Below are 26,809 nucleotides of genomic sequence, written 5' to 3' on the forward strand. Positions count from 1 at the left end.
TCCGCCGTCCTCAGCTGCCCAGCTCGTTGTCGAGGAACTGGAAGATCTCGTCGTCGGTCGCCGAGTCGAATCCGTCGAGCACCGCCGTCGGCGCCCGCCCGGCCGGGGCCGCCGCGTCGGGGCCGGCCACCCGGGCCAGCAGCTCCCGCAGCCGGACCGCCACCCGGTCGCGCAGCGGGTCGTCGGCGGGGTCGTCGGGCAGCTGCGCGCCGAGCCGGTCCAGCTCGGCCAGGATCGGGCCGAGCAGGCGTTCCCCGTCGGACGGGAAGGCGCCGGCGAGGTGCGCGGCGAGCGCCGCCGGGGTCGGGTGGTCGAAGAGCAGGGTGGCCGGCAGGGTCAGCCCGGTCTGCCGGCCGAGCCGGTTGCGCAGCTCGACGGCGCTGAGCGAGTCGAAGCCCATTTCCAGGAAGCCCCGCTCGACGTCCACCAGCTCCGGCCCCGCGTACGCGAGCACCAGCGCCGCCTCGGCCCGGACCAGTTCCCGCAGCGCCCGCTCCCGCTCGGCGGCGGGCAGCGTGGCGTACCGGCCGGCCGGGTCGGCCGGGGTCGGCGCGGGCGCGGCGGCGGCCGGCCGGGCCGGGGCGCGGACCAGGCCGCGCAGCAGCGGCGGGACCGCGCCGGAGCCGGCGAGCGCGGCGACGTCCAGGCGCACCGGCGCCAGCACCGCCTCGTCCCGCGCGCAGGCCAGGTCGAGCAGGTCCAGCCCGTCCGCCGAGGTCAGCGGCACCACCCCGCCCCGGGCGAAGCGGGCGTGGTCGGCGGCGCTCAGCTTGCCGGTCATGGCGCTCTGCTGCGCCCACGGCCCCCAGCACAGCGAGACCGCCGGCAGCCCACGGGCCCGCCGGTGGCTGGCCAGCGCGTCGAGGAACGCGTTGGCGGCGGCGTACCCGGCCTGCCCGGCCCCGCCGAAGGTCGAGGCCAGCGACGAGAAGAGCACGAACGCGGTCAGCTCCGCCGACGCGGTCAGCTCGTGCAGGTGCAGCGCGGCATCCACCTTGGGCGCCAGCACCCCGTCGATCCGCTGCGGGGTCAGCGCGGTGACCACCCCGTCGTCGACCACCCCGGCGGCGTGCACCACGGCGGTCAGCGGGTGCCCGGCCGGGATGCCGTCAAGGAGCCGGCGCAGCGCCGCCCGGTCGGCCACGTCGCAGGCCGCCACGGTGACCTCGGCGCCCAGCGCGGTCAGCTCGTCGTACAGCTCGGTCGCGCCGTCGGCGCCGGGGCCCCGGCGGCTGACCAGCAGCAGCCGGCGGACGCCGTGGGCGGTGACCAGGTGCCGGGCGACGAGCCGGCCGAGGGTGCCGGTGGCGCCGGTGACCAGGGTGGTGCCGTGCGGGTCCCAGATCGGCGCGGCGTGGGCGGGGCGCGGCGGCGCGGCGGGCACCCGGACCAGCCGGGCGGCCCGCACCACACCGGCGCGGATCACCGTCTGCGGTTCGTCGCCGCCGACGGCGGCCGGCAGCGCGGCGGCGGACGCGTCGCTCGCGTCCAGGTCGACCAGCCCGAACCGGCCGGGGTTCTCGCTGGTGGCCGTGCGGATCAGGCCGTGCAGCGTGGCGGCGGGCAGGTCGGTCAGCTCGGTGTCGGCGTCGACCGCCACCGCGCCCTGGGTGACGACGACCAGCCGGGAAGCGGCGAGCCGCTCGTCGGCCAGCCACGACCGGACCAGCTCCAGCGCCCGGTGGGCGGTGGACCTGGCGGCGGCGGCCAGCTCCCCGGCGGTCGGCGCGGTAGCGGCCAGGTCCGTCGCGGTCGGCGCGGTCCCGCCCAGGTCCGTCGCGGTCGGCGCGGTCGCGGCCGGCGCGCCGGCGGCGACCACCACGACGCGCTCCGGCACGGGAGTGCCCGCGGCGACCGCCTCGGCGAGCGCGGCCACGCTCGGGTACGACTCCAGGGCCGCCGCGCCGGCCAGCGCCTTGGCCAGCTCCGGGCGCAGCTCGGTGGTGGTGACCACCGCCCAGCGGCGGCCGGTGGGCGGCGACGCGGGCGGCACCGCAAGCCACTCGGTGCGGAACAGCGCGTCGTGGCCGGCCCGTCGGGCGACGCCGCCGCCGGTGGGCCGGACGGCCAGCGAGTCGACCGACACGACCGGGTGGCCCGCGCCGTCCCAGACCTGCAGCGACACGGTGTCGTCGGCGACGTCGGTCAGCCGTACCCGCAGCCGGGTCGCCCCGGCGGCGTGCAGGACGGTGCCCCGCCAGGAGAACGGCATCACGCCTCGGCCCCGCGCACCGGCCGCGCCCAGCCCGATGGTCTGCAACGCCGCGTCCAGCAGCGCCGGGTGCAGGCCGTAGCCGGCGGCATCGAGCCCGTCGGGCAGCACCGCCTCGGCGAAGACCTCGCCGTCGCGCCGCCAGGCGGCGTGCAGCCCTCGGAACGCCGGCCCGTAGTCGGCGCTGGTCTCGGCCAGTCGCGGGTAGAAGTCGCCCAGGTCGACCGGGGTGGCGTCGACCGGCGGCCAGTGCAGCGGGGCGGCCGCCGCGGTGGGTTCGGCCGGTGCCAGCCGGCCCTCGGCGTGCCGCTGCCACGGCTCGGTGGCGTCGGCGTCGGCCCGGCGGGAGTGCACGACCAGGGCGCGGGCCCCGGTGTCGTCGGCCGGGTCCAGCCGCACCTGCACCCGGACCGCCCCGCGCTCGGGCAGGACCAGCGGCGCGGAGAGGGTCAGCTCGTCGACCCGGACGCAGCCGACCTGGTCACCGGCGCGGACGGCCAGTTCGAGGAAGGCGGTGCCGGGCAGCACCACGGTGCCGTCGATGACGTGGTCGCCCAGCCACGGGTGCCGCTGCCGGGACAGCAGGGCGGTGAACAGGTGGGCGTCCCCGCCGGCCAACGGCAGGGCCGCGCCGAGCAGCGGATGGTCGGTGCGGTCCAGGCCGGCCGTCCGGACGTCCGCGTCGATCGACGGCGCGTCGAGCCAGTACCGCTGCCGCTCGAACGGGTAGGTGGGCAGTTCGACCAGGCGGCCGTGCGGGTGCAACGAGGTCCAGTCGGCGGCGGCGCCGTGCGCGTACACCTGCGCCGCCGCGGTCAGCACCCCCGCCACCTCGTCGCGGCCCCGCCGCATCGCGGGCACCACGACGCCGGGTGCGTCGTCGTCGCGGCAGTCGACGGTCATCGCGGCGAGTACGGCGTCCGGGCCCAGTTCCAGGAAGCGGGTGACCCCGGCGCGGGTGAGGGCGGCGACGCCGTCGGCGAACCGCACGGGCCGGCGCACCTGGGACACCCAGTAGTCGGGGTCGCAGAGCTGCGCGGCGGTGGCCGGCGCACCGGTCACGTCGGAGACCACCGGGACGGTCGGCGGCGACATCGGGACAGCCCGAACCGTCTCCGCGTATCCGGCAAGCATGGCGTCCATATGAGGCGAGTGAAACGCATGGCTGACCCGCAAACGCCTAGTCTTGCGGCCGAGTTCGGCGAAGTGCGCCGCGACCCGCTCCACCTCGGCGAGGTCACCGGAAACGACGGTGGCGTTCGGCCCGTTCACCGCCGCCACGCCGATCCGGTCCTCCCGGCCGGCCAGCAGGGGCGTGACCTCGTCCTCGGCGGCGGCCAGGGCGACCATGGCACCGCCGGCCGGCAGCCGCTGCATCAGCCGGCCCCGGGCGGCCACCAGCCGGCAGGCGTCGTCGAGCCCGAAGACCCCGGCGAGGTGGGCGGCGGTCAACCCGCCGACGGAGTGGCCGATGAGGTGGTCGGGGGTGATCCCCCACGAGGTGAAGAGCCGGAACAGCGCCACCTCGACGGCGAAGAGCGCCGGCTGGGTGTAGTCGGTGCGGTCCAGCAGGTCGGCGTCCGGGTCGCCCTCGGCGGCGAACACCACCTCGCGCAGCGGCCGGTCCAGTTCCAGGTCCATCCGCGCGCACACCTCGTCGAACGCCTCCGCGTAGACCGGGAAGACCCGGTACAGCTCCCGGCCGGCGCCGAGGCGCTGCGCGCCCTGCCCGGAGAAGAGGAAGGCGGTGCGACCGGCGTCGGCCACCCCGGCCGCGCCGGGGGCGACCGGCCGGCCGGCCAGCCAGCCGGTGAGCTGCCGGCGCAGCGCGTCGGCGTCGGTGCCCCAGCAGACCAGGCGGTGCCCGAGGCGGGCCCGGGTGGCCAGGGTGTGTGCCACGTCGGCGGCGTCGGCGTCGGGACGCTCGTCGAGGGCGGTGAGCAGGTGGCGCACCTGGGCGGTCAGCGCGGCGGCGGTCCGGGCGGAGAGCGTCCACGGCAGCCACCCGACGCCCGGCGCGGCGGCCGACGGCGCGGGAACCTCCGGCGGGGCCTGCTCGACGATCACGTGGGCGTTGGTGCCGCTGACCCCGAACGAGGAGATGCCGGCCCGGCGCGGCCGGTCGACGTCGGGCCAGGGGCGTTCCTCGGTGAGCAGCCGCACCGCGCCGGCGGACCAGTCGACGTGTGGGGTCGGCTCGCCGACGTGCAGCGTGCGCGGCATGACACCGTGCCGCATCGCCAGCACCGCCTTGATCAGCCCGGCGACGCCGGAGGCGGCCTGGGTGTGGCCGATGTTCGACTTCGCCGACCCGAGCCAGACCGGCCGGTCGGCGGGCCGGTCGTGGCCGTACGTGGCCAGCAGCGCCTCGGCCTCGATCGGGTCGCCGAGCGTGGTGCCGGTGCCGTGGGCCTCCACCAAATCCACGTCGGCGGCGGTGAGCCCGGCGCCGGCCAGCGCGGCCCGGATGACCCGCTGCTGGGCGGGGCCGCTGGGGGCGGTCAGGCCGTTGGACGCGCCGTCGGAGTTGACCGCCACGCCGCGTACCACGCCGAGGACCGGATGGCCCCGGCGGCGGGCGTCGCTGAGGCGCTCCACCAGCAGCAGCCCCACCCCCTCGGCCCAGCCGGCGCCGTCGGCGTCGGCGGAGAACGCCTTGCACCGGCCGTCGGGCGACAGCGCGCCCTGCCGGCTGAACTCGACGAACGTGTCCGGGGTGGAGATGACGGTGACGCCGCCGGCCAACGCCATGACGCACTCGCCGCTGCGCACCGCCTGCACGGCCAGGTGCAGCGCGACCAGCGACGACGAGCAGGCGGTGTCGACCGTGACGGCCGGCCCCTCCAGCCCGAACGTGTACGCCACCCGCCCGGAGGCGACGCTGGCCGCGCTGCCGGTGGCGAGCTGTCCCTCGTACTCACCGGGGGCGTGGCTCAGCCGGGAGCCGTAGTCGTTGTAGTTGGCGCCCACGAAGACCCCGACCGGGGTGCCCCGGACCGTCGCCGGGTCGATGCCGGCCCGCTCGAACGCCTCCCAGGAGGTCTCCAGCAGCAGCCGGTGCTGCGGGTCGATGGCCGGCGCGACGCGCGGGGAGATGCCGAAGAACGGCGGGTCGAAGTGGCCGACGTCGCGCAGGAACCCGCCGCCGCGGGTGTAGAAGGTGCCGGGCCGGTCCGGGTCCGGGTCGTACAGCCCGGCCACGTCCCAGCCCCGGTCGGTGGGGAAGCCGGAGACGGCGTCCCCGCCTGCGGCCAGCAGCTCCCAGTACTGCTCGGGGGTGTCGATCCCGCCGGGCAGGCGGCAGCTCATCGCGACGATCACCACCGGGTCGTCGTCGTGGGCGGCCGAGGGCCGGGCCGGCTGCGGGTCGGCCGCCGCTTCCCCGGCGCCGAAGAGTTCGCCGGCCAGGTGCCGGGCCAGCCGGTTCGCGGTGGCGTGGTCGAAGACCACGGTGACCGGCAGCCGCAGGCCGGTGGCGGCGTTGAGCCGGTTCCGCAGGTCCATCCCGGTCAGCGAGTCGAAGCCGAGGTCACGCAGCGCCCGGTCGGCGTCGACCGCGTCGGGGCCGGGCAGGCCGAGCACCGCCGCCGCCTGGGTACGCACCACCGTCCGCAGCGCCTGCTCCCGCTCGGCCGGGGTGAGCCCGGCGAGCGTGCCGGCGAAACCGGTCTCGGCCGGCTCGTCGACGGCCGGGCGCAGCGCGGCGGACGCCTCCGGCAGGGCGTCGAGCACCCGTCCGGAGCGTCCCTCGGTGCAGGTCGACGCGTACCGGGTCCAGTCGATGTCGGCGACGGCGAGGTAGCCGAGGTCGGCGTCGACGACCTGGCGCAGGGCGTCCAGCGCCGCGCGCGGCGGCAGCTGTCCCATGCCGGTGCGGCGCAGCCGCTGCCCCAGTTCGCCGCTGGCCAGCCCGACGTCGCCCCACACCCCCCAGGCGATGGAGGTGGCGGGCAGCCCCTGCGCGCGACGGGCGAGGGCGAGCGCGTCGAGCCAGGCGTTGGCCGCCGCGTAGCTGGCCTGGCCGGGGCCGCCGAGGGTGCCGGCCAGCGACGAGAAGAGCACGAACGCGTCGAGGTCGGCGCCGCGGGTCAGCTCGTCCAGGTGCCGCGCCGCGTCGATCTTGGGACGCAGCACGGTGGCGGCCCGCTCCGGGGTGAGCGCGTCGAGCAGGCAGTCGTCGAGGACGGCGGCGGCGTGCACCACGGCGGTGAGCGGGTGCTGCGGCGGGACCGAGTCGAGGACCCGGGCGAGGTCGTCGCGGTCGGCGGCGTCGCAGGCGGCGATGGTGACGGTCGCGCCGAGTGCGGTCAGCCGGGCGGCGAGCTCCGCCGCGCCGGGGGCCCGGTCGCCCCGCCGGCTGGTGAGCAGCAGGTGCTCGGCGCCGGCCTCGGCCAGCCAGGCGGCGATCTCGGCGCCGATGCCGCCGGTGCCGCCGGTGATCAGCACGGTGCCGTGGGGCTGCCAGTCGCGCACCGGCGGGGTGTCGGCCGTCGGGCGCCGGACCAGCCGGCGGGCGTACACCCCGGCGGGGCGTACCGCGAGCTGGTCCTCGCCGTCGTCGCGGGTGACGGCCCCGACGAGCCGCTGCGCGGCCCGGTCGTCCGGGATGGCCGGCACGTCCACCAGGCCGCCGATGCGCTGCGGGTACTCCATGGCGGCGATCCGGCCCAGGCCCCAGAGCTGGGCCTGGTCGGGCTCGACGGCGTGGGCGGTGCGCCCGACGGTGACCGCGCCGGCGGTCAGGCACCACAGTGGCGCGGTGCTGCCCGCGTCGCCGAGGGCCTGCACGACGGTCACCGCCCGGTCCAGGGAGGGCCGCCCGCCGAGCGCCAGCAGGGACAGTACGCCGGCGCAGCTCTCGGCGTCCGCCCGCAGGCGCTCGGACAGGGCGGCCCGGTCCAGGTCGGCCACCGCCAGGTGGTGCACGCGGGCGCCGAGGGCTTCGAGCTGCCGCCGCAGGTGCGTGGACCACTGGTCGGGGCCGGATTCGTCGCCCGGGTCGGCCGGGTCGGGTTCGGTGGGCAGCAGCAGCAGCCACCGGCTGCCGTCGAGACGACCCCCGGCGGCTGCGGTGACCGGCCGCCAGGTCACGTCATACCGCCAGGAGTCCACGGTGGACGCCTGCCGGCGGCGCTGCCGCCAGCCGGCGAGCACCGGCAGCAGCTGCGGCAGCGGGGACCCGTCGGCGTCGATGCCGAGGGTGGCGGCGAGGGCGGCCGGGTCCTCGCGTTCGACGGCGGCCCAGAACTCGGCGTCGAACGGGTCGCCCGGGTGGGCCTCGGCGGTGTCGGCCGGCGCCGTGAGCCAGTAGTGCTCGCGCTGGAACGGGTAGGTGGGCAGGTCGACGAGGCGGGCGCCACCGGCGGGGAAGGCCGCCGTCCAGTCCACCGGCGCGCCCCGCACCCACGCCTCGGCCAGGGAGAGCAGGAACCGCCGGAGGCCTCCGTCGTCGCGCCGCAGCGAACCGACCACGCACCCGTCGCCCCCGCCGTGCAGGGTCTCCTCGACGGCGGCGGTCAGCACGGGGTGCGGCGACGACTCGACGTACGTGCCGAAGCCCGCCGAGGCCAGGGTGCGCACCGCGGCGGCGAAGCGCACCGGCTGCCGCAGGTTCGCACACCAGTAGTCGGCGTCGAGGCTCGCGTCGCGCACCCATTCGCCGGTGACCGTCGACAGCAGCGGGATCCGGGGCACCTGCGGCCGGACGGCGGCAACCTCCCGGCGCAGCCGCGCCAGTACGCCGTCGACCGCCGGGGAGTGCGACGCGTAGTCCACCGGGACGACGCGGAACCGCACCTCGCGCCGCCCGCACTCGACGCCCACCCGGTCCAGCTCCGCCCGGTCACCGGAGAGCACCACCGAGGTGGGGCCGTTCACCGCCGCCACGTGCACGCCGGGGAAGCCGGTCAGCAGTTCCTGCGCCTCGTCGGCGGGCAGGCCCAGCGCCGCCATGCCGCCACCGCCGGGGAGCCCGGCCAGCAGCCGCGACCGCAGCGCCACCACCCGGGCGCCGTCGGCCAGCGACAACGCCCCCGCCACACACGCCGCCGCGATCTCACCCTGCGAATGACCCACCACCGCCGCCGGCCGCACCCCGAACGACTCCCACAACCCCGCCAACGCCACCATCACCGCCCACGACGCCGGCTGCACCACCTCCACCCGCTCCAACGACGGCGCACCCGCCACCTGGCCGAGCACATCCACCAACGACCAGTCCACGAACTCCGACAACGCCGCCCCACACTCCGCCAATCGCGCGGCGAAGACCGGCGACACCGCCGCCAACTCCACCCCCATCCCCACCCACTGCGCCCCCTGACCGGGAAAGACCAGCACCACCCGGCCCGGGGAGCCGGCGGCCACCCCGGAGACCACGTCGTCGGCGGGCGTGCCGGCGACGAGCGCGGCCAGCCCGTCGGCGTGCCCGCCCAGCACCACGGCGCGGTGCTCGAAGCTCGACCGGGACACCGCCAGCGACCAGCCCACGTCCACGGGGTCGGCGGCCGGCAGCGCGGCCAACGCCGCGGCCCGGTCGCGCAGCGCCGCCACGGAGCGCCCGGAGAGCAGCCACGGCACCGCCGGCCCGGTCGACGCCCGGCCCGGTTCCCGCACCGGCGGCTCCGGCTCCGCCGGGGCTTCCTCGACGATCACGTGGGCGTTGGTGCCGCTGACCCCGAAGGAGGAGACGCCCGCCCGGCGCGGCCGGCCCGCGTCGGCCGACCACTCGCGCTCCTGCGCCAGCAGCCGCACCGCGCCGGAGGACCAGTCGACCCGCGACGACGGCTGCCCCACGTGCAGGGTCCGGGGCAGCAGGTCGTGCCGCAGCGCGAGGACCATCTTCATCAGCCCGGCCGCACCGGCGGCGATCTGGGCATGCCCGATGTTGGACTTCACCGAACCGAGCCACAGCGGCCGGTCGGCGGGCCGGTCCTGCCCGTACGTGGCCAGCAGCGCCTGCGCCTCGATCGGGTCGCCCAGTGGGGTGCCCGTGCCGTGGGCCTCGACGGCGTCCACGTCGGACGTGGTCACCCCGGCGTCGGCCAGGGCGGCCCGGATCACCTGCTGCTGCGCGGGGCCGTTCGGGGCGGTCAGCCCGTTGGACGCCCCATCCTGGTTGATCGCGCTGCCCCGCACCACCGCGAGGACCCGGTGGCCGTTGCGGCGGGCGTCGGAGAGCCGTTCCAGCAGCAGCATGCCGGCGCCCTCGGCGAAGCCCATGCCGTCGGCGTCCTCGGCGAACGCCTTGCACCGGCCGTCGGCGGCCAGCCCGCGCTGCCGGCTGAAGCTGAGGAAGCCCAGCGGCGAGGAGACCACCGAGGCGGCGCCGGCCAGCGCGTACGCGCACTCGCCGGAGCGCAGGGCCCGGACGGCGAGGTGCAGCGCGACCAGCGCCGAGGAGCAGCCGGTGTCGAGGGTGACGGCGGGGCCCTCGAGGCCGAGGGTGTAGGCGATCCGGCCGGAGGCGATGCTGGTGACGGTGCCGGTGACCAGGTGCCCCTCGGTGCCCTCGGGCAGGTGGCGCAGGTCGCTGCCGTAGCCGCTGTGGGCGGCCCCGACGAAGACGCCACAGTTGCTGCCCCGCAGACTGCGCGGGTCGATGCGCCCGTGCTCGATCGCCTCCCAGCTGGTCTCCAGCAGCAGCCGCTGCTGCGGGTCCATGGCGAGCGCCTCGCGGGGCGAGATGCCGAAGAACGCGGGGTCGAAGTGGCCGGCGTCGCCGAGGAAGCCGCCGGTGCGGACCGACACCTTCCCCTCGTCGTCGGGGTCGGGGCTGTAGAGCTGCTCGAGGTTCCAGCCGCGCCCGTCGGGGAACTCGCCGACGGCGTCCTCCCCGGCGCGCAGCAGCCGCCACAGCTCCTCGGGGCCGGAGACGTCGCCGGGGAACCGGCAGCCCATGCCGACGATCGCGACGGCGTGGTCGTCGGGGTCGCCGCCGGGGCCGGCGGCGGTGGCGCGGGCGGGGGCGGGGGCGGGCTCTGCCGTGCCGAAGAGGGTGGTGTGCAGGTGCTGGGCCAGCCGGCCGACGCTCGGGTAGTCGAAGACCAGGGTGGTGGCGAGGCGCAGGCCGGTGGCCGCGCCGAGGGCGTTGCGCAGGCCGACCGCCAGCAGCGAGTCGAAGCCGAGGTCACGGAAGGGCCGGTCGTCGTCGATGCCGTCGGCGTCGCGGCGGCCGAGGACCGCGGCGACCTGCTGGCGGACCAGGTCCCGCAGGGCCGCGTCCCGCTCCGGTTCGGCCAGCGTACGGAGCCGGTCGGCAAGGGTTGCGGCGGTGGCGGGCGGCGTCTCCCGGTCGAGGACGGCGCGGACCTCCGGCACGTCGTCGAGCAGCCGGCGCGGGCGGGCGGCGGTGAAGACCGGGACGAAACGCTCCCAGTCGACGTCGGCGACGGTGAGGAACTCCTCGTCGTCGGCGAGCGCCGCGCGCAGGCCGGCGATCGCCACGTCGGGTGCCATGAACGGCAGTCCGCGCCACTTGAGGTCGCCGGCGTCGACGTCCCGGCCCATGCCGCCGCCGGACCAGATGCCCCAGGCGATGGTGGTGCCGGTGAGTCCACGGGCCCGCCGGCTGCGGGTCACCGCGTCGAGGTAGGCGTTGCCGGCCGCGTACGCGCCGTGGTCGGCGGCCCCCCAGACGGCGGCGACGGAGGAGTAGAGGACGAAGGCGTCCAGGTCGGCGCGGTCGAAGAGCCGGTCCAGGTTCGCCGTGCCGGCCAGCTTCACGTGTACGCCCGCGACGAAGCCGTCCAGGTCGGTGCCGGCGAGCGGGGCCAGCAGCCCGGTCCCGGCGCTGTGCACGACGGTGCGGATCGCCGGACCGGTCGCCTCGACGTCGGCGACGAGCCGGGCGAGGGCGTCGGCGTCGGTGACGTCGCAGGCGGCGACGGTGACGCGGGGGCCGAGGGCGCTGAGTTCGGCGGCCAGCTCCCGGGCGCCGGGGGCGTCCGGGCCGCGCCGGTTGGTCAGCACCAGGTGCTCGACGCCGGCGGTGGCCAGCCAGCGGGCGGTGTGCGCGCCCAGTCCCCCGGTGCCGCCGGTGATCAGCGCGGTGCCGCTGGTGCGCCACGCCCGGCCGTCGCCCCGGGGTGCCGGGTGGCGGCGCAGCCGGCGGGCGAGGGTGTGGCCGGCCCGGACGGCGAGCTGGTCCTCGCCGTCGGTGGCGGCCAGCGCGGCGGCGACCTGCGCGGCGGCGTCGGGGCCGACGTTCGGGGGCAGGTCGATCAGCCCGCCCCAGCGGTCCGGCTCTTCCAGGCTCATGCCGAGGCCGATGCCCCAGGTGGCGCTCTGCGCCGGGTGGGTGGGTCGGTCGTCGTCGCCGGTGGCCACGGCGCCCTGGGTGCAGAGCCAGAGCGGGATGGGCGTGTCGCGGTCGGTGACGGCCTGGGCCAGCAGGAGGGTGCCGGCGAGGCCGGCGGTGATCGTGGGGTGGCCCGGGTGGGGTCGCTCGTCGAGGGCCAGCAGGGAGAGCACCCCGGCCGCCTCGGGGTGGCCGGCGAGGAGGTCGCCGACGCCGGCCCGGTCCAGGTCGTCGGTGACGGTCAGCCTGGTGACGGCGGCACCGGCGGCGGTGAGCCCGTCCTCGACGGTGCCGGTGAGGTCGTGGTCGACCCCGGCGGCGGTCACCAGCAGCCACCCTCCGGTGAGCCGCTGCGGGGTGCCGCCGGTGCCGGGCGTCCAGTCGAGGCGGTAGCGCCAGGTGTCGAGCGTGGACCGGGCGCGACGCCGGTCCCGCCACTGGTGCAGGGCGGGGACGAGGGCGTGCAGCGGGGTGTCCCGGTCGACCTGGAGGGTGTCGGCGAGCACGCCCGGGTCGCTGCTGGCGGCCCAGAACTCGGCGTCGACCGGGTCGGTCCGATCCGGGGCGGTCTCCGCCAGCCAGTACCGTTCGTGTTGGAAGGCGTAGGTGGGCAGGTCGACGGCGCGGGCGCCGGTGGGGGCGTAGAACGCCGCCCAGTCGACGGTGCCACCGTCGGCCCAGAGCCGGGACAGCGCGGTCACCGCCGTCAGGGCCTCGGCCCGCTTGCGGTGCAGCACCGGCACGGCCAGCGCGTCGTCGCGGCTCTCCTCGATCGCGCCGATCAGGCTGGCGTCGGGGCCGAGCTCCACGAACCGGGTCACCCCCAGCTCGGCGGCCCTCTGCACCGCCGCACCGAAGGCGACCGTCCCACGCACCTGCTGCGCCCAGTACTCGGCGGTGAACTCCTCCACCGGCTCACCGGTGAGCGTGGAAACGATCGGGATACGCGGGGCCCCCATCCGCACGCTCCCGGCGACCCGGGTGAACTCCGCCAGCATCGGGTCCATCAACGCCGAGTGGAACGCGTGACTCACCGCCAACCAGCGGCCCTGCCGCTCGGGCAGCCCCGCCGCGACCCGCTCCACCGCATCACGCGTGCCGGAGACCACCACCTGACCCGGCGCGTTCACCGCCGCGACCGACGCCCCATCGACCAGCAACGGGGACACCTCGTCGAGGCCGGCCCGGACCGCCCACATCGCCCCACCCGACGGCAGGGCCTGCATCAACGACGCCCGCGCCGCCACCAGACGACACGCGTCCGGCAGATCCAACACCCCCGCGACGTGCGCGGCGGCCAGCTCGCCGATCGAGTGACCCACCAGGTAGTCCGGGTGCACCCCCCAGGAGGCGAGGAGACGGAACAGCGCCACCTCGACGGCGAACAACGCCGGCTGCGCCCTACCGGTCCGACCCAGGTCGTCGGCGGAACCGTCGATCACCTCCCGCAACGGACGGTCCAACAACGTGTCGAACTGCGCGCACACCTCCGACAACGCCGCCTCGAAGACCGGGAACGTCGCCGCCAGGTCCCGGCCCATACCGACCCGCTGACCGCCCTGACCGGAAAAGACGAACGCCGTCAGGCCCTCCCGGGCCACCCCCGACACGACACCCGCACTCGGCACACCCTCCACCACCGACGCCAGAGCACCACGCAACTCGTCGACGTCCGCGCCGAGGACCACCGTCCGACGCTCCAACGCCGACCGGGTCGTGGCCAGGGAGAACCCCACGTCCACCAGCCCACCCGGCACCACCGACGCCAACCGGGCGGCCTGCGCGCCCAGCGCGGCGGGCGTCTTCGCCGACAACACCCACGGCACCACCGGCAGCGGCACGGGCGTCGATGCGGGTTGGTCGGCCGGCTCGTCGGCCGGCTCCGGGGCCTGCTCCACGATCACGTGGGCGTTCGTGCCGCTGGCCCCGAACGCGGACACGCCCGCCCGACGGGGCCGCTCCGTGGCGGGCCAGTCGCGCGCCTCGGCGAGCAGCTCCACCGCGCCGGACGACCAGTCGACCAGGGTGGACGGCCGCTCGGCGTGCAGCGACCGGGGGAGCACCCCGTGCCGCATGGCGAGGATCATCTTCATGATGCCGGCGATGCCGGCGGCGGCCTGGGTGTGGCCGATGTTCGACTTCACCGACCCGAGCCACAGCGGGTCGCCGTCGCCGCGTCCCTGCCCGTACGTGGCCAGCAACGCCTGCGCCTCGATCGGGTCACCGAGGGCGGTGCCCGTGCCGTGCGCCTCCACCGCGTCGACGTCGGCGGTGGAGAGGCCTGCGCTGGCCAGGGCGGCCCGGATCACCCGCTGCTGGGCGGGGCCGTTCGGCGCGGTCAGCCCGTTCGATGCCCCGTCCTGGTTCACCGCGCTGCCGCTGATCACGGCGAGGACCCGGTGGCCGTTGCGGCGCGCGTCGGAGAGCCGTTCCAGCAGCAGGACGTTGACGCCCTCGCCCCAGCCGGTGCCGTCCGCGTCGTCGGAGAACGGCTTGCACCGTCCGTCGACGGCCAGCCCGGACTGTCGGCTGAACTCGACGAAGTTGCGCGGGGTGGCCATCACGGTCGCGCCGGCCGCCAGCGCGAGGGAGCACTCGTCGGCGCGCAGCGCCTGCACGGCCAGGTGCACCGCCACCAGCGCGGACGAGCACATCGTGTCGACGGTGACCGCGGGCCCCTCGAAGCCCAGGGTGTACGCGATGCGGCCGGACAGCACGGCCCCGGAGCCACCGGTGAGCAGGTGCCCCTCGACGCCCTCCGGGGCGGTGCCCACCGCCGAGGCGTACCCCTGGTTGCTGGCGCCGACGAAGACGCCGGACCGGGACCCGCGCAGCGTCTCCACGTCGATGCCGGCGCGTTCGAACGCCTCCCACGCGGTCTCCAGCAGCAGCCGCTGCTGTGGGTCCATGGCCAGGGCCTCGCGGGGTGAGATGCCGAAGAAGTCGGCGTCGAAGCCGGCGGCGTCGCGGAGGAAGGCCCCGTGCCGGGTGTAGCTGGTGCCCGGGTGGGCGGGGTCGGGGTGGTAGAGCCCTTCGACGTCCCAGCCCCGATCGGTGGGCAGGTCGCCGACGAGGTCGGCGCCGGCGGAGATCAGCTCCCAGTACTCCTCGGGGGTGCCGACCCCGCCCGGGTAGCGGCAGCTCATCGAGACGACGGCGATGGGCTCGCGCCGCTTCTCCTCCAGTTCCCGGACCCGCTTCCGGGTCGTCCGCAGGTCCGCAGTGACCCGGTTGAGGTATTCCCGGAGCCGTTCCTCGTTCGTGCCGCCGCTCATCAGATACCCAACTCCCGGTCGATCATTTCGAAGATCTCGTCGTCGGAGACAGTGCTGAGGTCGTCGGGCGGCTCCTCGACGCCCTCGGTGCCGGCGGTCGGGGCGGCCCGCAGCAGCAGGGCTCGGAGGCGTTCCACGACGCCCGCGCGGGTCGGGTCGCCCTCCGGCAACGCCGCCAGGTCCGCCTCGAAGCGGTCCAGGTCGGCCAGCAGGGTCCGGGTGCCGCCGGTGAGCTCGCCGCGCAGGTGCCGGGCGAGGGCGGCCGGGCTCGGATGGTCGAAGACCAGCGTGGCCGGCAGCCGCAGCCCGGTCGCGGTGGCGAGCCGGTTGCGCAGCTCCAACGCGGTGAGCGAGTCGAACCCGAGTTCCTTGAACGCCCGCCGGGGCGGGATGTCCTCCGGCCGGCCGGCCTTGAGCACCGCGGCGACCTCACGCCGCACGACGGCGGTCAGCGCCGCCTCCTGCTCCTCGGCGGACTGCCCGGCGAGGCGCGCGGCCAGCGTGTTCTCCCCGGTCGCCGGCCCCGGCTGCGCCGCCGCGTCGCCGTCGTGCCCGGCCGTGGTCGCCCAGAGCTGGTCGACCAGCCGCCGGGGGCGGGTCATCGTGTAGAGCGGCAGGAAGCGGGACAGGTCGAAGGAGGCGACCGCGACGGCGGCGTCCCCGGCGCCGACCGCCGTGGCGAGCGCGCGCACCGCCGAGTCGGGACGCATCAGGCGTACGCCCCGGCGGGTGAGCAGGTCGGCGACCTCGCCCTCGACCATGCCGCCACCGGCCCAGGCGCCCCAGGCGATGGAGGTGGCGGGCCGGCCGTGGCTGCGCCGCTGGTGGGCGAGCGCGTCCAGGTGGGCGTTGGCGGCGGCGTAGCCGCCCTTGCCGCTGTCGCCCCAGGTGCCGGCGCCGGAGGAGAAGAGGACGAACGCGTCCAGCGGGACGTCGGCGGTGAGGGCGTCCAGGTTGCGGGCGCCGTCGACCTTGACCCGCAGGATCGGGGCGAGGACGTCGGGGGTCAGGTCACCGACGGGGATCTCCGGTTGGGTGACGCCGGCCGCGTGCACCACCGCGGTCAGCGGCTCGTCGGCGGGGATCGCCGCGAGCACGGCGGCGAGGTCGTCGGCGTCGGCGACGTCGCAGGCGGCGATGGTCACCTGGGCGCCGAGCCCGGCGAGTTCCCGGTGCAGCTCCTTGGCACCGGGCGCGTCGGCGCCCCGCCGGCTGGTGAGCACCAGGTGCGCGGCGCCGTTGGCGGCGGCCCAGCGGGCCACGTGGGCCCCGAGCGCGCCGGTGCCGCCGGTGATCAGGACGGTGCCCCGGGGCTGCCAGGGGTCGACGATCCCGGCGGGCGCCGGGACGAGCCGCCGGCCGAGCAGCAGGTCACCGCGTACGGCCACCTCGCTCTCGCCGGTCGTGCCGGCCAGCGTCTCGGCGAGGCGGGCGACGGTGGTGTCGTCGACGACGGCGGGCAGGTCGAGCTGGCCGACGTGCCGGTGCGGGTCGTCGATGCCGAGCACCACGCCGAGGCCCCAGAGCTGCGCCTGGGTGGGGTGCCGGACGGGGTCGTCCGCGCCGGTGCCGACCGCGTTCTGGGTGGCCGTCCAGAACGGCACGTCCGGGGCCCGGGCGGCGAGGGCCCGTACGACGGTGACGGTGTCGGCGAGGCCGGTGCTGACCTCCGGCTGCTCCGGGTGCGGGGCCTCGTCGAGGGCGGCCAGGCTGAGCACGCCCGCGAGGTCGGCCGGTGCGGTGGCGAGCTGCGCCGCGGTACGTCGGCACACCGTGGCCCCGTGCGCGGTGAGGCCGTCGGCGACCGCGTCCACCAGGTCGGGTTGGACGTCGGCGCGGGGGGTGACCAGCAGCCACGTCCCGGCGAGGCGGCGGTCGCCGGTGGTGGGCACCGGCACCCAGTCGAGGCGGTAGCGCCAGCCGTCGATCTGGGCGGCCTCCTGGCGGGCGGTGGCGGCGGCCGGTGGCTCGATCCAGTGCCGGACCCGGCGGAAGGCGTAGGTGGGCAGGTCGACCGGTGCGGGTCGGGGGGCGGGGAACGCGGCGGTCCAGTCGACGTCGACCCCGTGCACCCACAACGCGCCCGCGCTGAGCAGGAACCGATCCAGGCCACCATCGTCACGACGCAACGTCCCCGTCACCGCCACGGGGGCGTCCTGCAAGGGCTCGACGGTCTCCTCGACGGCGCTGGTGAGCACCGGGTGGGAGGAGACCTCCACGAACACCCCGTGACCCTCACCGGCCAACCGGGCGATCCCGTCGGCGAACCCCACCGACTCCCGCAAATTCCGAAACCAGTAACCCGGGCCCAGGACCTCGACGTACTCACCGGTCACCGTCGACAACCACGGCACCTGCGGCACCCGATGCGTGACATCAACCAACTCCACCGCCAGCCGCTCGGCCAGCACATCCATCGCCGGAGAATGCGACGCGTAATCCACCGCGATCCGCCGCGCCCGCACCCCCACCCGCTCACACTCGGCCAACAACCGCTCCACCGCCGCGACCTCACCCGACACCACCACCTGCGACGGACTGTTCACCGCCGCCACACCCACCCGACCCTCAAAACCGGTCAGCAACTCCCCCACCTGCTCCGCCGACAACCGCACCGACGCCATCGCCCCCAACCCCGCACACAACTGCGCCACCGCCCGCGACCGCGCCACCACCACCCGCAACGCATCCGACAACGACAACACCCCCGCCACACACGCCGCCGCCACCTCACCCTGCGAATGACCCACCACCGCCGCCGGCTCCACCCCAAACGACCGCCACACCGCCGCCAAACCGACCATCACCACGAACGACGCCGGCTGCACCACATCCACCCGACCCAACAACCCACCGGCATCACCACGCAACACATCGACAACCGACCAATCCACCAGGTCGGACAACACCACCGCGCACTCCGCCACCACCCGCGCGAACACCGGCGACGAATCCAGCAACGCCGCACCCATCCCCACCCACTGCGCACCCTGACCCGGGAACACGAACACCGGCCGACCCACACCACCGGCCACACCCGACACCACGTTCCCCGCCGGCTCACCCGCCGCCAACGCCGCCAAACCCGCCGCGTGATCACCCACCACCACCGCACGCCGCTCGAACCGCGACCGCGACGACACCAACGACCAACCCACAGCCAACGAATCAGCCACACCCGCCAACGGGACCAACGCCTCCGCCTGACCACCCAGGGCAACCGACGAACGAGCCGAGAGCAACCACGGCACCACGGCCGGGCCGGTCGTGGGCGTCGCCCGGGGCGGGGCCGGGTCGACGGGCGCCTCCTCCACGATCACGTGGGCGTTGGTGCCGCTGATGCCGAAGGCGGAGACACCCGCGCGGCGCGGCCGGTCGGTACGCGGCCAGTCCCGCTCCTCGTCGAGCAGCCGGACGGCACCGGCGGTCCAGTCGATCCGCGACGACGGCCGCGCCGCGTGCAGGCTCCGGGGCAGCACCCCGTGCCGCAGGGCGAGGACCATCTTCAGCACACCGACCAGCCCGGCCGCGCTCTGGGTGTGGCCGATGTTCGACTTCACCGACCCCAACCACAACGGCCGATCCGCCGGACGGTCCTGCCCGTACGTCGCGATGACCGCCTGCGCCTCGATCGGATCACCCAACGACGTACCCGTACCGTGCGCCTCCACCACATCCACATCGGACGCCGACACCCCCGCATTGACCAACGCCTGCCGGATCACCCGCTGCTGCGACGGACCATTCGGCGCCGTCAACCCATTCGACGCGCCGTCCTGATTCACCGCGCTGCCCCGCACCACCGCCAGGACCCGGTGGCCGTCGCGGCGGGCGTCGGAGAGCCGTTCGACGACGAGGACGGCGACGCCCTCGGCCATGCCGAACCCGTCGGCGTCGTCGGCGAAGGAGCGGCAGCGCCCGTCCTTGGAGAGGGCGCGCTGCCGGCTGAAACTGATCATCGGGTCGGGGGTGGACATCACCGCGGCACCGGCGACGAGGGCCCGGTCGCACTCCCCGGCGCGCAGCGCGCGGGCGGCGAGGTGCAGCGCCACCAGCGACGACGAGCAGGCGGTGTCGACGGTGAGCGCCGGCCCGGTGAACCCGAAGCTGTACGCGAGCCGCCCGGAGGCGACGCTCGGGGCACCGCCGGTCACCCGGTAGCCCTCCAGCTCACCGGGGAGGCCGTGCGGCTGGCCGTAGTCGGAGGCGAGGACGCCGGCGAAGACACCGGTGTCGCTGCCCCTCAGGTCGGCGGGGACGAGACCGGCGTCCTCGAACGCCTCCCAGGACGCCTCCAGCAGCAGCCGCTGCTGCGGGTCCATGGCCAGCGCCTCGCGGGCGGAGATGCCGAAGAAGTCGTGGTCGAACTCGGCGGCCCGGCCCAGGAACCCGCCGGCCCGGGTGTAGCTGGTGCCGGGGCGGTCCGCGTCGGGGTCGTACAGGACGTCGAGGTCCCAGCCCCGGTCGGTGGGCAGCCCGCCGACGGCGTCCACGCCGTCGCGCAGCAGCCGCCACAGGTCGTCGGGCCGGGCCACGTCGCCGGGCAGCCGGCAGGCCATGCCGACGACGGCCAGCGGCTCGTCGGCGGCGACGGGGGCGGGCCGGGTCGATTCCGTCACCGGCAGCCGGCCGAGGGCCTCCTGCCACAGGTGCCGGGCCAGCCGGTCGGGCGTGGGGTGGTCGAACACCAGCGTGGTGGGCAACCGCAGGTCGGTGGCGGCGGCCAACCGGTTGCGCAGCTCCACCGCGGTGAGCGAGTCGAAGCCGAGTTCCTTGAACGCCCGGTCGGCGGCGACCGCCCCGGCGTCGGCGTGGCCGAGCACGGCGGCGGTGTGCTGGCGTACCAGGTCCGCCAGCAGCTTGCGCTGGTCGGCCTCGGGCAGCGCGGCGAGCCGGGCGCCGAGCGCGCCGACCGGCGCGGCGGTGTCGGTCTCCCCCGGGGCGGCGGCCAGGTCGGCCAGCAGCGGGCTCGGCCGGGACGAGGAGTAGACCGGGACGAAGCGGTCCCAGTCGACGTCGGCGACGACGGGGGTGGTCTCGTCGTGGTCGAGGACCACCTGGAGGGCGTCGAGGGCCCGGTCGGCGTCGAGGACGGGAAGCCCGCTGGCGGCCAGCTCCGACCAGCGGCCGGGGTCGATCATTCCGCCGCCGCCCCACGGCCCCCAGGCGATGGAGGTGGCGGTGCCGCCCCGGGCCCGGCGGCGGTGCGCCAGGGCGTCGAGGCAGGCGTTGGCGGCCCCGTACGCGGCGTGCTCCGCCACCCCCCAGGTCGCCGAGATCGAGGAGAAGAGCACGAACGCGTCCAGCGGCGTGTCGGCCAGCAACTCGTCGAGGTGCACGGCCCCGGTGACCTTGGCGGCCAGCACGCGGGTCAGCTGTCCGGCGTCGGTGCGGGTCACCGGGTCCAGCTCGCAGACGCCCGCCGCGTGGAACACCGCGGTCAGCGGCCGCTCCGGGTCGATGCCGGCGAGGACGTCCGCCAGCGCCGCCCGGTCGGTCACGTCGGCGGCGGTGACGTCGAGGGCCACGCCGAGTTCGGCGAGGTCGGCCGCGAGCGGCCCCGCCTCGGGGGCGTCGGCGCCCCGCCGGCTGAGCAGCACGATCCGCTGCGCGCCCCGGCCCGCCAGCCAGCGGGCCAGCCGTACGCCGAGGGCGCCGGTGCCGCCGGTGACCAGCACGGTGCCGTGCGCCCGCCAGCTCCGCACGGCCGCGCCGGCCGTCGCCCGTTGCAGCCGTCGGGCGTACGCGCCGGAGGGCCGCACGGCGACCTGGTCCTCCCCGCCGGTGCCGGCGAGCACCGCGACGAGTTGCTGCCCGGCCCGCCGGTCCCACCCGTCGGGCAGGTCGACCAGGCCGCCCCAGCCGCGCGGGTGCTCCACGGCCGCCGCCCGGCCGGCCGCCCAGAGCGCGGCCTGCGCCAGCTCGGGGGCCGGTTCGGCGGCGGTGACGCGGACGGCGTGCCGGGTGGCGCACCAGAGCGGGGCGGCGATGTGCGCGGCGTCCAGTTCGCGCAGCAGCGCGGCGAGGTCGGCGACCGCCGCCACCGGGTCGTCCGGCCCGTCGAGGGCCAGCAGGGAGAGCACCCCGGCGGGGGTGTGCCCGGCCAGCGCCGGGGCGAGCGCGGCGGGACGGGACGCGTCGTCGGGCAGCAGCACCGGCACGACGTCGGCGCCGTGCTCGCGCAGGGCGGCGAGGACGTCGGCGTACCGCGTCGAGGTGGCGGTCCGCGCGCCGGCCACCACCAGCCACCGACCGGTCAGCAGCGGGCCGGCGACGGTGGGTACGGGCCGCCAGACCACCTCGTAGCGCCAGTCGGGGCCGTCGGGGGTGACGATCGGGGCGGCGGCGGTCGGGGCCGGCGGCGTCCACCAGTAACGCTGCCGTTGGAACGGGTAGGTGGGCAGCTCGACCCGGCGGGGGGTGTGCCCGGCGAACACGTCGTCCCAGTCCGGTTCGACGCCGTGCGCGTACACCTGGGCCAGGGCCGCCCGGAAGCGGCCGGGGCCGCCGTCGCCACGGCGCAGCGACCCGACGGCGACGCCGTCGCGGGCGTCGGCGTGCTCCAGCGTCTCCCCCACCGCCGTGGTGAGCGTGGGGTGCGGGCTGACCTCGACGAAGACCCGGTGCCCGGCCTCGGCCAGCAGGCCGGTGACCTCGTCGAAGCGGACGGTGCCGCGCAGGTTGCGGTACCAGTAGTCGGCGTCGAGTTCGGTGCCGTCGAGCGCGGTCGCGGTGACGGTGGACCAGAAGGGCACCTCGGCCCGCCGGGGCCGGACCGGGGCGAGCAGGTCGGTCAGGTCGTCGCGGAGCGTCTCGACCTGCGCCGAGTGGGAGGCGTAGTCGACCGGTACGGCGCGGGCGTGCAGGTCCTGGGCCGCGCACTCGGCCAGCAGGTCGGCCACGGCGTCGGTGTCGCCGGAGACGACCACCGAGCGGGGCCCGTTGATGGCCGCCACGGAGATCCGGCCGTCCCAGCGGGCGATGAGGGCGCGGACCGTCTCGGCGGGGGCGAGGACCGAGGCCATCGTGCCCTGCCCGGCCAGCGTGGTGCGCAGGGCGCGGCTGCGCAGCGCGACCACCCGGGCGGCGTCGCGCAGGCTGAGCGCGCCGGCCACGCAGGCGGCGGCGATCTCACCCTGGGAGTGTCCGAGCACGGCGGCGGGTCGCACGCCGTGCGACTGCCACAGCGCGGCGAGGGAGACCATGGTGGCGAAGAGCGCGGGCTGCACCACGTCGACCCGGTCCAGCGTCGGCGCGCCGGGCACCCCGCGCAGCACGTCGGTCAGCGACCAGTCGACGAACTCGGAGAGCGCCCGTTCGCAGTCGGCCATCCGGTCGGCGAAGACCGGCTCGGCGTCGAGCAGTTCGGTGGCCATGCCGGGCCACTGGCCGCCCTGGCCGGGGAAGACGAAGACGACCCGGTCGTCCCCGGCCGGCCCCCCGTACGCCAGGTGGGGTGCCTCGCCGCCGTCGGCCAGCACGGCCAACGTGCCGTCGAGGTCGTCGAGGTCGTCGGCGAGGAAGACCGCCCGCCGGTCGAACCGGGCCCGGCCGGTGGCCAGCGTGTACGCCAGGTCGACCGGTCGGGGGCGGTCGTCGCCGCGCAGTCGGGCGCGCAGCAGCCGGGCCTGCTCGGCCAGCGCCTGCGGGGTGCGCGCGGAGAGCAGGTACGGCAGCCGGCCGGCCGGCCGGTCGGGGGCGGTCGGCGGAGCGGCGGGGGTCGCCGGTTCGGCCCCGGCCTCGGCGAGGACGACGTGGGCGTTGGTGCCGCTCACCCCGAACGCGGACACCCCGGCCCGGCGGGGCCGGGCTCCGGCGGGCCACGGGCGGGCCTCGGTGAGCAGCCGGACGGTCCCCGCCGACCAGTCCACGTGCGACGAGGGCGGGTCGGCGTGCAGGCTGCGCGGCAGCAAACCCCGGCGCAGCGACTCGACCATCTTGATGACTCCGGCCAGGCCGGCGGCGGCCTGGGTGTGGCCGATGTTGGTCTTGAGCGAGCCGAGCCAGAGCGGCTGCTCCGGGGTCCGGTCGCGGCCGTACACCTCGATCAGCGCGCCCGCCTCGATCGGGTCGCCGAGGACGGTGCCGGTGCCGTGCGCCTCGACGGCGTCCACCTCGGCGGGGCGCAGCCCGGCGTCGGCCAGCGCCTGCCGGATCACCCGCTGCTGGGACAGGCCGTTCGGGGCGGTCAGCCCGTTGCTGGCGCCGTCGGAGTTGACGGCGGTGCCGGCGAGGACGGCGAGCACCGGGTGGCCGTTGCGGCGGGCGTCGGAGAGCCGCTCCAGCACGATGGTGCCGACGCCCTCGCCCCAGCCGGTGCCGTCGGCGTGCTCGGAGAACGCCTTGACCCGCCCGTCCGGGGCGAGGCCGCGTTGGCGGCTGAACTCGACGAAGATCCCGGGGCGGGCCATCACGGTCGCCGCGCCGGCCAGGGCGAGCGCGCACTCCCCCGAGCGCAGCGAGCGGACCGCCAGGTGGATCGCGACGAGGGCGGCGGAGCAGGCGGTGTCGACGGTCAGCGCCGGCCCCTCCAGCCCCAGCACGTACGCGATCCGGCCGGACATGGTGCTGCCGGTGGTGCCGGTGAGCAGGTAGCCCTCCAGCCCGTCGGACGCCTCGTGCATGCGCGGGCCGTACTCCTGGGCCATCGCGCCGACGAAGACGCCGGTGCGGCTGCCGGCGAGCCGGGACGGGTCGATGCCGGCCCGTTCCAGGGCCTCCCAGGACGTCTCCAGCAGCAGCCGCTGCTGCGGGTCCATGGCCAGCGCCTCGCGGGGGCTGATCCCGAAGAACTCCGGGTCGAAGTCGCCGGCGTCGTGCAGGAAGCCGCCCTGGGCGACGGTGGAGCCGCCGGGGCGGTCCGGGTCGGCCAGCAGCCGCCGCAGGTCCCAGCCCCGGTCGGTGGGGAACGGCGAGACGGCGTCGGTGCCGGCGCTGAGCAGGTCCCAGAGCTGCTCGGGTGAGTGCACCCCGCCGGGGAGGCGGCAGCCCATGCCGACGATCGCGATGGGCTCGTCGGTGGCGCCGAAGCGGTGCACGGGCGGGGTCGGCGCCGGGGCGGTGGTCACCGGGGTGGTGTCGACCAGGGTGTCCAGGTGCTCGGCGAGCCGGGCCGCGGTGGGGTGGTCGAAGAGCACGGTGGTCGGCAGGGTGACGCCGAGCGCCGCGCCGAGGTGGTGCCGCAGCCGCAGCGCGGACTGCGAGTCGACGCCGAGTTCCCGCAGCGCGGTGCGGGCGGGGACCGCGCCGGCGTCGCCGTGGCCGAGGATCGCCGCCGCGTGGGAGCGGACCAGATCGAGCAGCATCCGGCGGCGCTCGGCGGGGCCGGCGGCGGCCAGCCGGGCGCGGGCGCTGCCCGGGTCCGGCTCGTCGCCGGTGTGTTCCGGGGCGACGGTGTCGAACCAGTGGCGCCGCCGCTGGAAGGCGTAGGTGGGCAGGTCGACCGGTGTGGGTCGGGTGGCGGGGAACGCGGCGGTCCAGTCGACGTCCACGCCACGGACCCACACCTCGGCGATGCTGGCGAGGAGGCGGTCGGGGCCGCCGTCGTCGCGGCGCAGCGTGCCGGTGACCACGGCGGGCTCCGCGTGGAGCGACTCGACGGTCTCCTCGACGGCGCTGGTGAGCACCGGGTGGGAGGAGACCTCCACGAACACCCCGTGACCCTCACCGGCCAACCGGGCGATCCCGTCGGCGAACCCCACCGACTCCCGCAAATTCCGAAACCAGTAACCCGGGCCCAGAACCTCGACGTACTCACCCGTCACCGTCGACAACCACGGCACCTGCGGCACCTGATGGGTGACGTCGGCCAACTCCGCCGCCAACCGGTCGGCCAGCACATCCATCGCCGGGGAATGCGACGCGTAATCCACCGCGATCCGCCGCGCCCGCACCCCATCACGCTCACACCGCGCCAACAACCGCTCCACCGCGGCGACCTCACCCGACACCACCACCTGCGACGGACTGTTCACCGCCGCCACACCCACCGCGCCACCACACTCGGCCAGCAACACCCGCACCTCGGCAGCCGGCAACCGCACCGACGCCATCGCACCCTCACCGGCGCACAACTCCGCGACCGCCCGCGAACGCGCCACCACCACCCGCAACGCGTCCGCCAGCGACAGCGCTCCCGCCACACACGCCGCCGCCACCTCACCCTGCGAATGACCCACCACCGCCGCCGGACGCACCCCAAACGACCGCCACACCGCCGCCAAACCCACCATCACCACAAACGACGCCGGCTGCACCACATCGACGCACCCCAGCGACACCGCATCAGGGGTACCACGCAACACATCGACCAGCGACCAATCCACCAGACCCGACAACACTGCCGCGCACTCCGACACCACCCCCGCGAACACCGGAGACGAATCCAGCAACGCGGCGCCCATGCCCACCCACTGCGCACCCTGACCCGGGAACACGAACACCACCCGACCCACACCACCGGCCACACCCGACACCACATTCCCCGCCGGCTCACCCGCCGCCAACGCCGCCAAACCCGCCGCGTGATCACCCACCACCACCGCACGCCGCTCGAACCGCGACCGCGACGACACCAACGACCAACCCACACCCAACGGATCACCCACACCCGCCAACGGCGCCAACGCCCGCGCCTGACCACCCAGGGCGGCCGACGAACGGGCCGAGAGCAACCACGGCACCACGGCCGGGCCGGGCTCGGTCGTGGCCGAGTCCACGCCGGTTGGTGCCTCGGCGAGGACCAGGTGGCAGTTGGTGCCGCCCATGCCGAAGGCGCTGACGCCCGCGACCCGGGGGCCGTCGGTGGCGGGCCACTCGGTCAGTTCGCGCACCACCCGCAGGTTCAGCTCGGCCAGCGGGATGTCCGGGTGGGGTCGGTCGTGGTGCAGGGTCGCCGGGATGCGCCGGTGGGTCAGCGACAGCACCGCCTTGAGCAGGCCGGTGATGCCGGCGGCACCCTCCAGGTGGCCCAGGTTCGTCTTGACCGAGCCGACCAGCAGCGGACGGGACCGCTCCCGGGCGGTGCCGAGCGCCGCGCCGAGCGCGGCGGCCTCGATCGGGTCACCGACGGGGGTGCCCGTGCCGTGCAGCTCGACGTACTGGGCGGCGTCCGGCGGCAGGGCGGCCGACGCGTACGCCTGCCGGAGCAGGTCCGCCTGCGCCTGCCGGCTGGGCACCGCGATGCCCTCGGTGGTCCCGTCGTGGTTGACCGCCCCGCCGAGGATCACCGCGTGCACCCGGTCCCCGGCGGCCACCGCCTCGGAGAGCAGCTTCAGCACCACCACCGCGCCGCCCTCACCCCGGACGAAGCCGTTGGCGCGGGCGTCGAAGGTGTGGCAGCGGCCGTCCGGGGAGAGCCCGCCGAACTCCTCGGCGATGGCACCGGTCTCCCGGGCCAGGTTGAGGTTGACGCCACCGGCGATGGCCAGGCTGGTCTCCCCGCGCCGCAGACTGTGCACGGCGTGGTGCACCGCGACCAGCGACGACGCCTGCCCGGCGTCGATGACCAGGCTCGGACCGTGCAGGCCGAGGACGTGCGACACCCGGTTCGCGATGACGCCTCGGCTGACGCCGGGCATGGCGTGGTGGTTGGCGGCGCCGGCCCCGCCCCGGTTGAGCAGGGTGGCGTAGTCGTCGCGCATCGCGCCGACGAAGACCCCGGCGGCGGTGTGCCGCAGCTCGTCGGGGACGATCCGGGCGTCCTCGAGCGCCTCCCAGGCCAGTTCCAGGGCGAGCCGCTGCTGCGGGTCGAGGACGGCGGCCTCGCGCGGGGTGATGCCGAAGAACCCGGCGTCGAACCCTTCGACGTCGTCGAGGAAACCGCCCCAGCGGCCACCGACGGGCTCCCGCCCGGCGGGCACCTCGGTGACGGCGTCGGTGCCGTCGCGGAGCAGTCGCCAGAACGCCGCCGGGTCGGCCGCGCCGGGCAGCCGACAGGAGAGTCCGACGATCGCGACCGGCTCCGGGCGGGAGCCTCCTGCCATGTCCAGGGTCATCGCGTTGCCTTTCCCCTCACCCACGTCT

At 76.3% G+C, this 26,809-nt stretch carries 2 protein-coding genes; both read right to left on the minus strand.

What is annotated here, in order from left to right; translation table 11 throughout:
- Nucleotides 1–10: 10 nt before the first annotated feature.
- A complete protein-coding gene (locus ACLQ2V_RS21895; protein WP_425720497.1) occupies nt 11–14,788 on the minus strand; it encodes a type I polyketide synthase in 14,778 nt (4,925 codons plus the stop codon).
- A complete protein-coding gene (locus ACLQ2V_RS21900; RefSeq protein ID WP_425720421.1) occupies nt 14,785–26,781 on the minus strand; it encodes an SDR family NAD(P)-dependent oxidoreductase in 11,997 nt (3,998 codons plus the stop codon). Before ACLQ2V_RS21900 ends, ACLQ2V_RS21895 begins: the two co-directional genes overlap by 4 nt.
- Nucleotides 26,782–26,809: the final 28 nt, after the last annotated feature.

Origin of the sequence: Micromonospora sp. DT233, assembly GCF_049841815.1 — a bacterium.
Taxonomy (GTDB): Bacteria; Actinomycetota; Actinomycetes; order Mycobacteriales; family Micromonosporaceae; genus Micromonospora.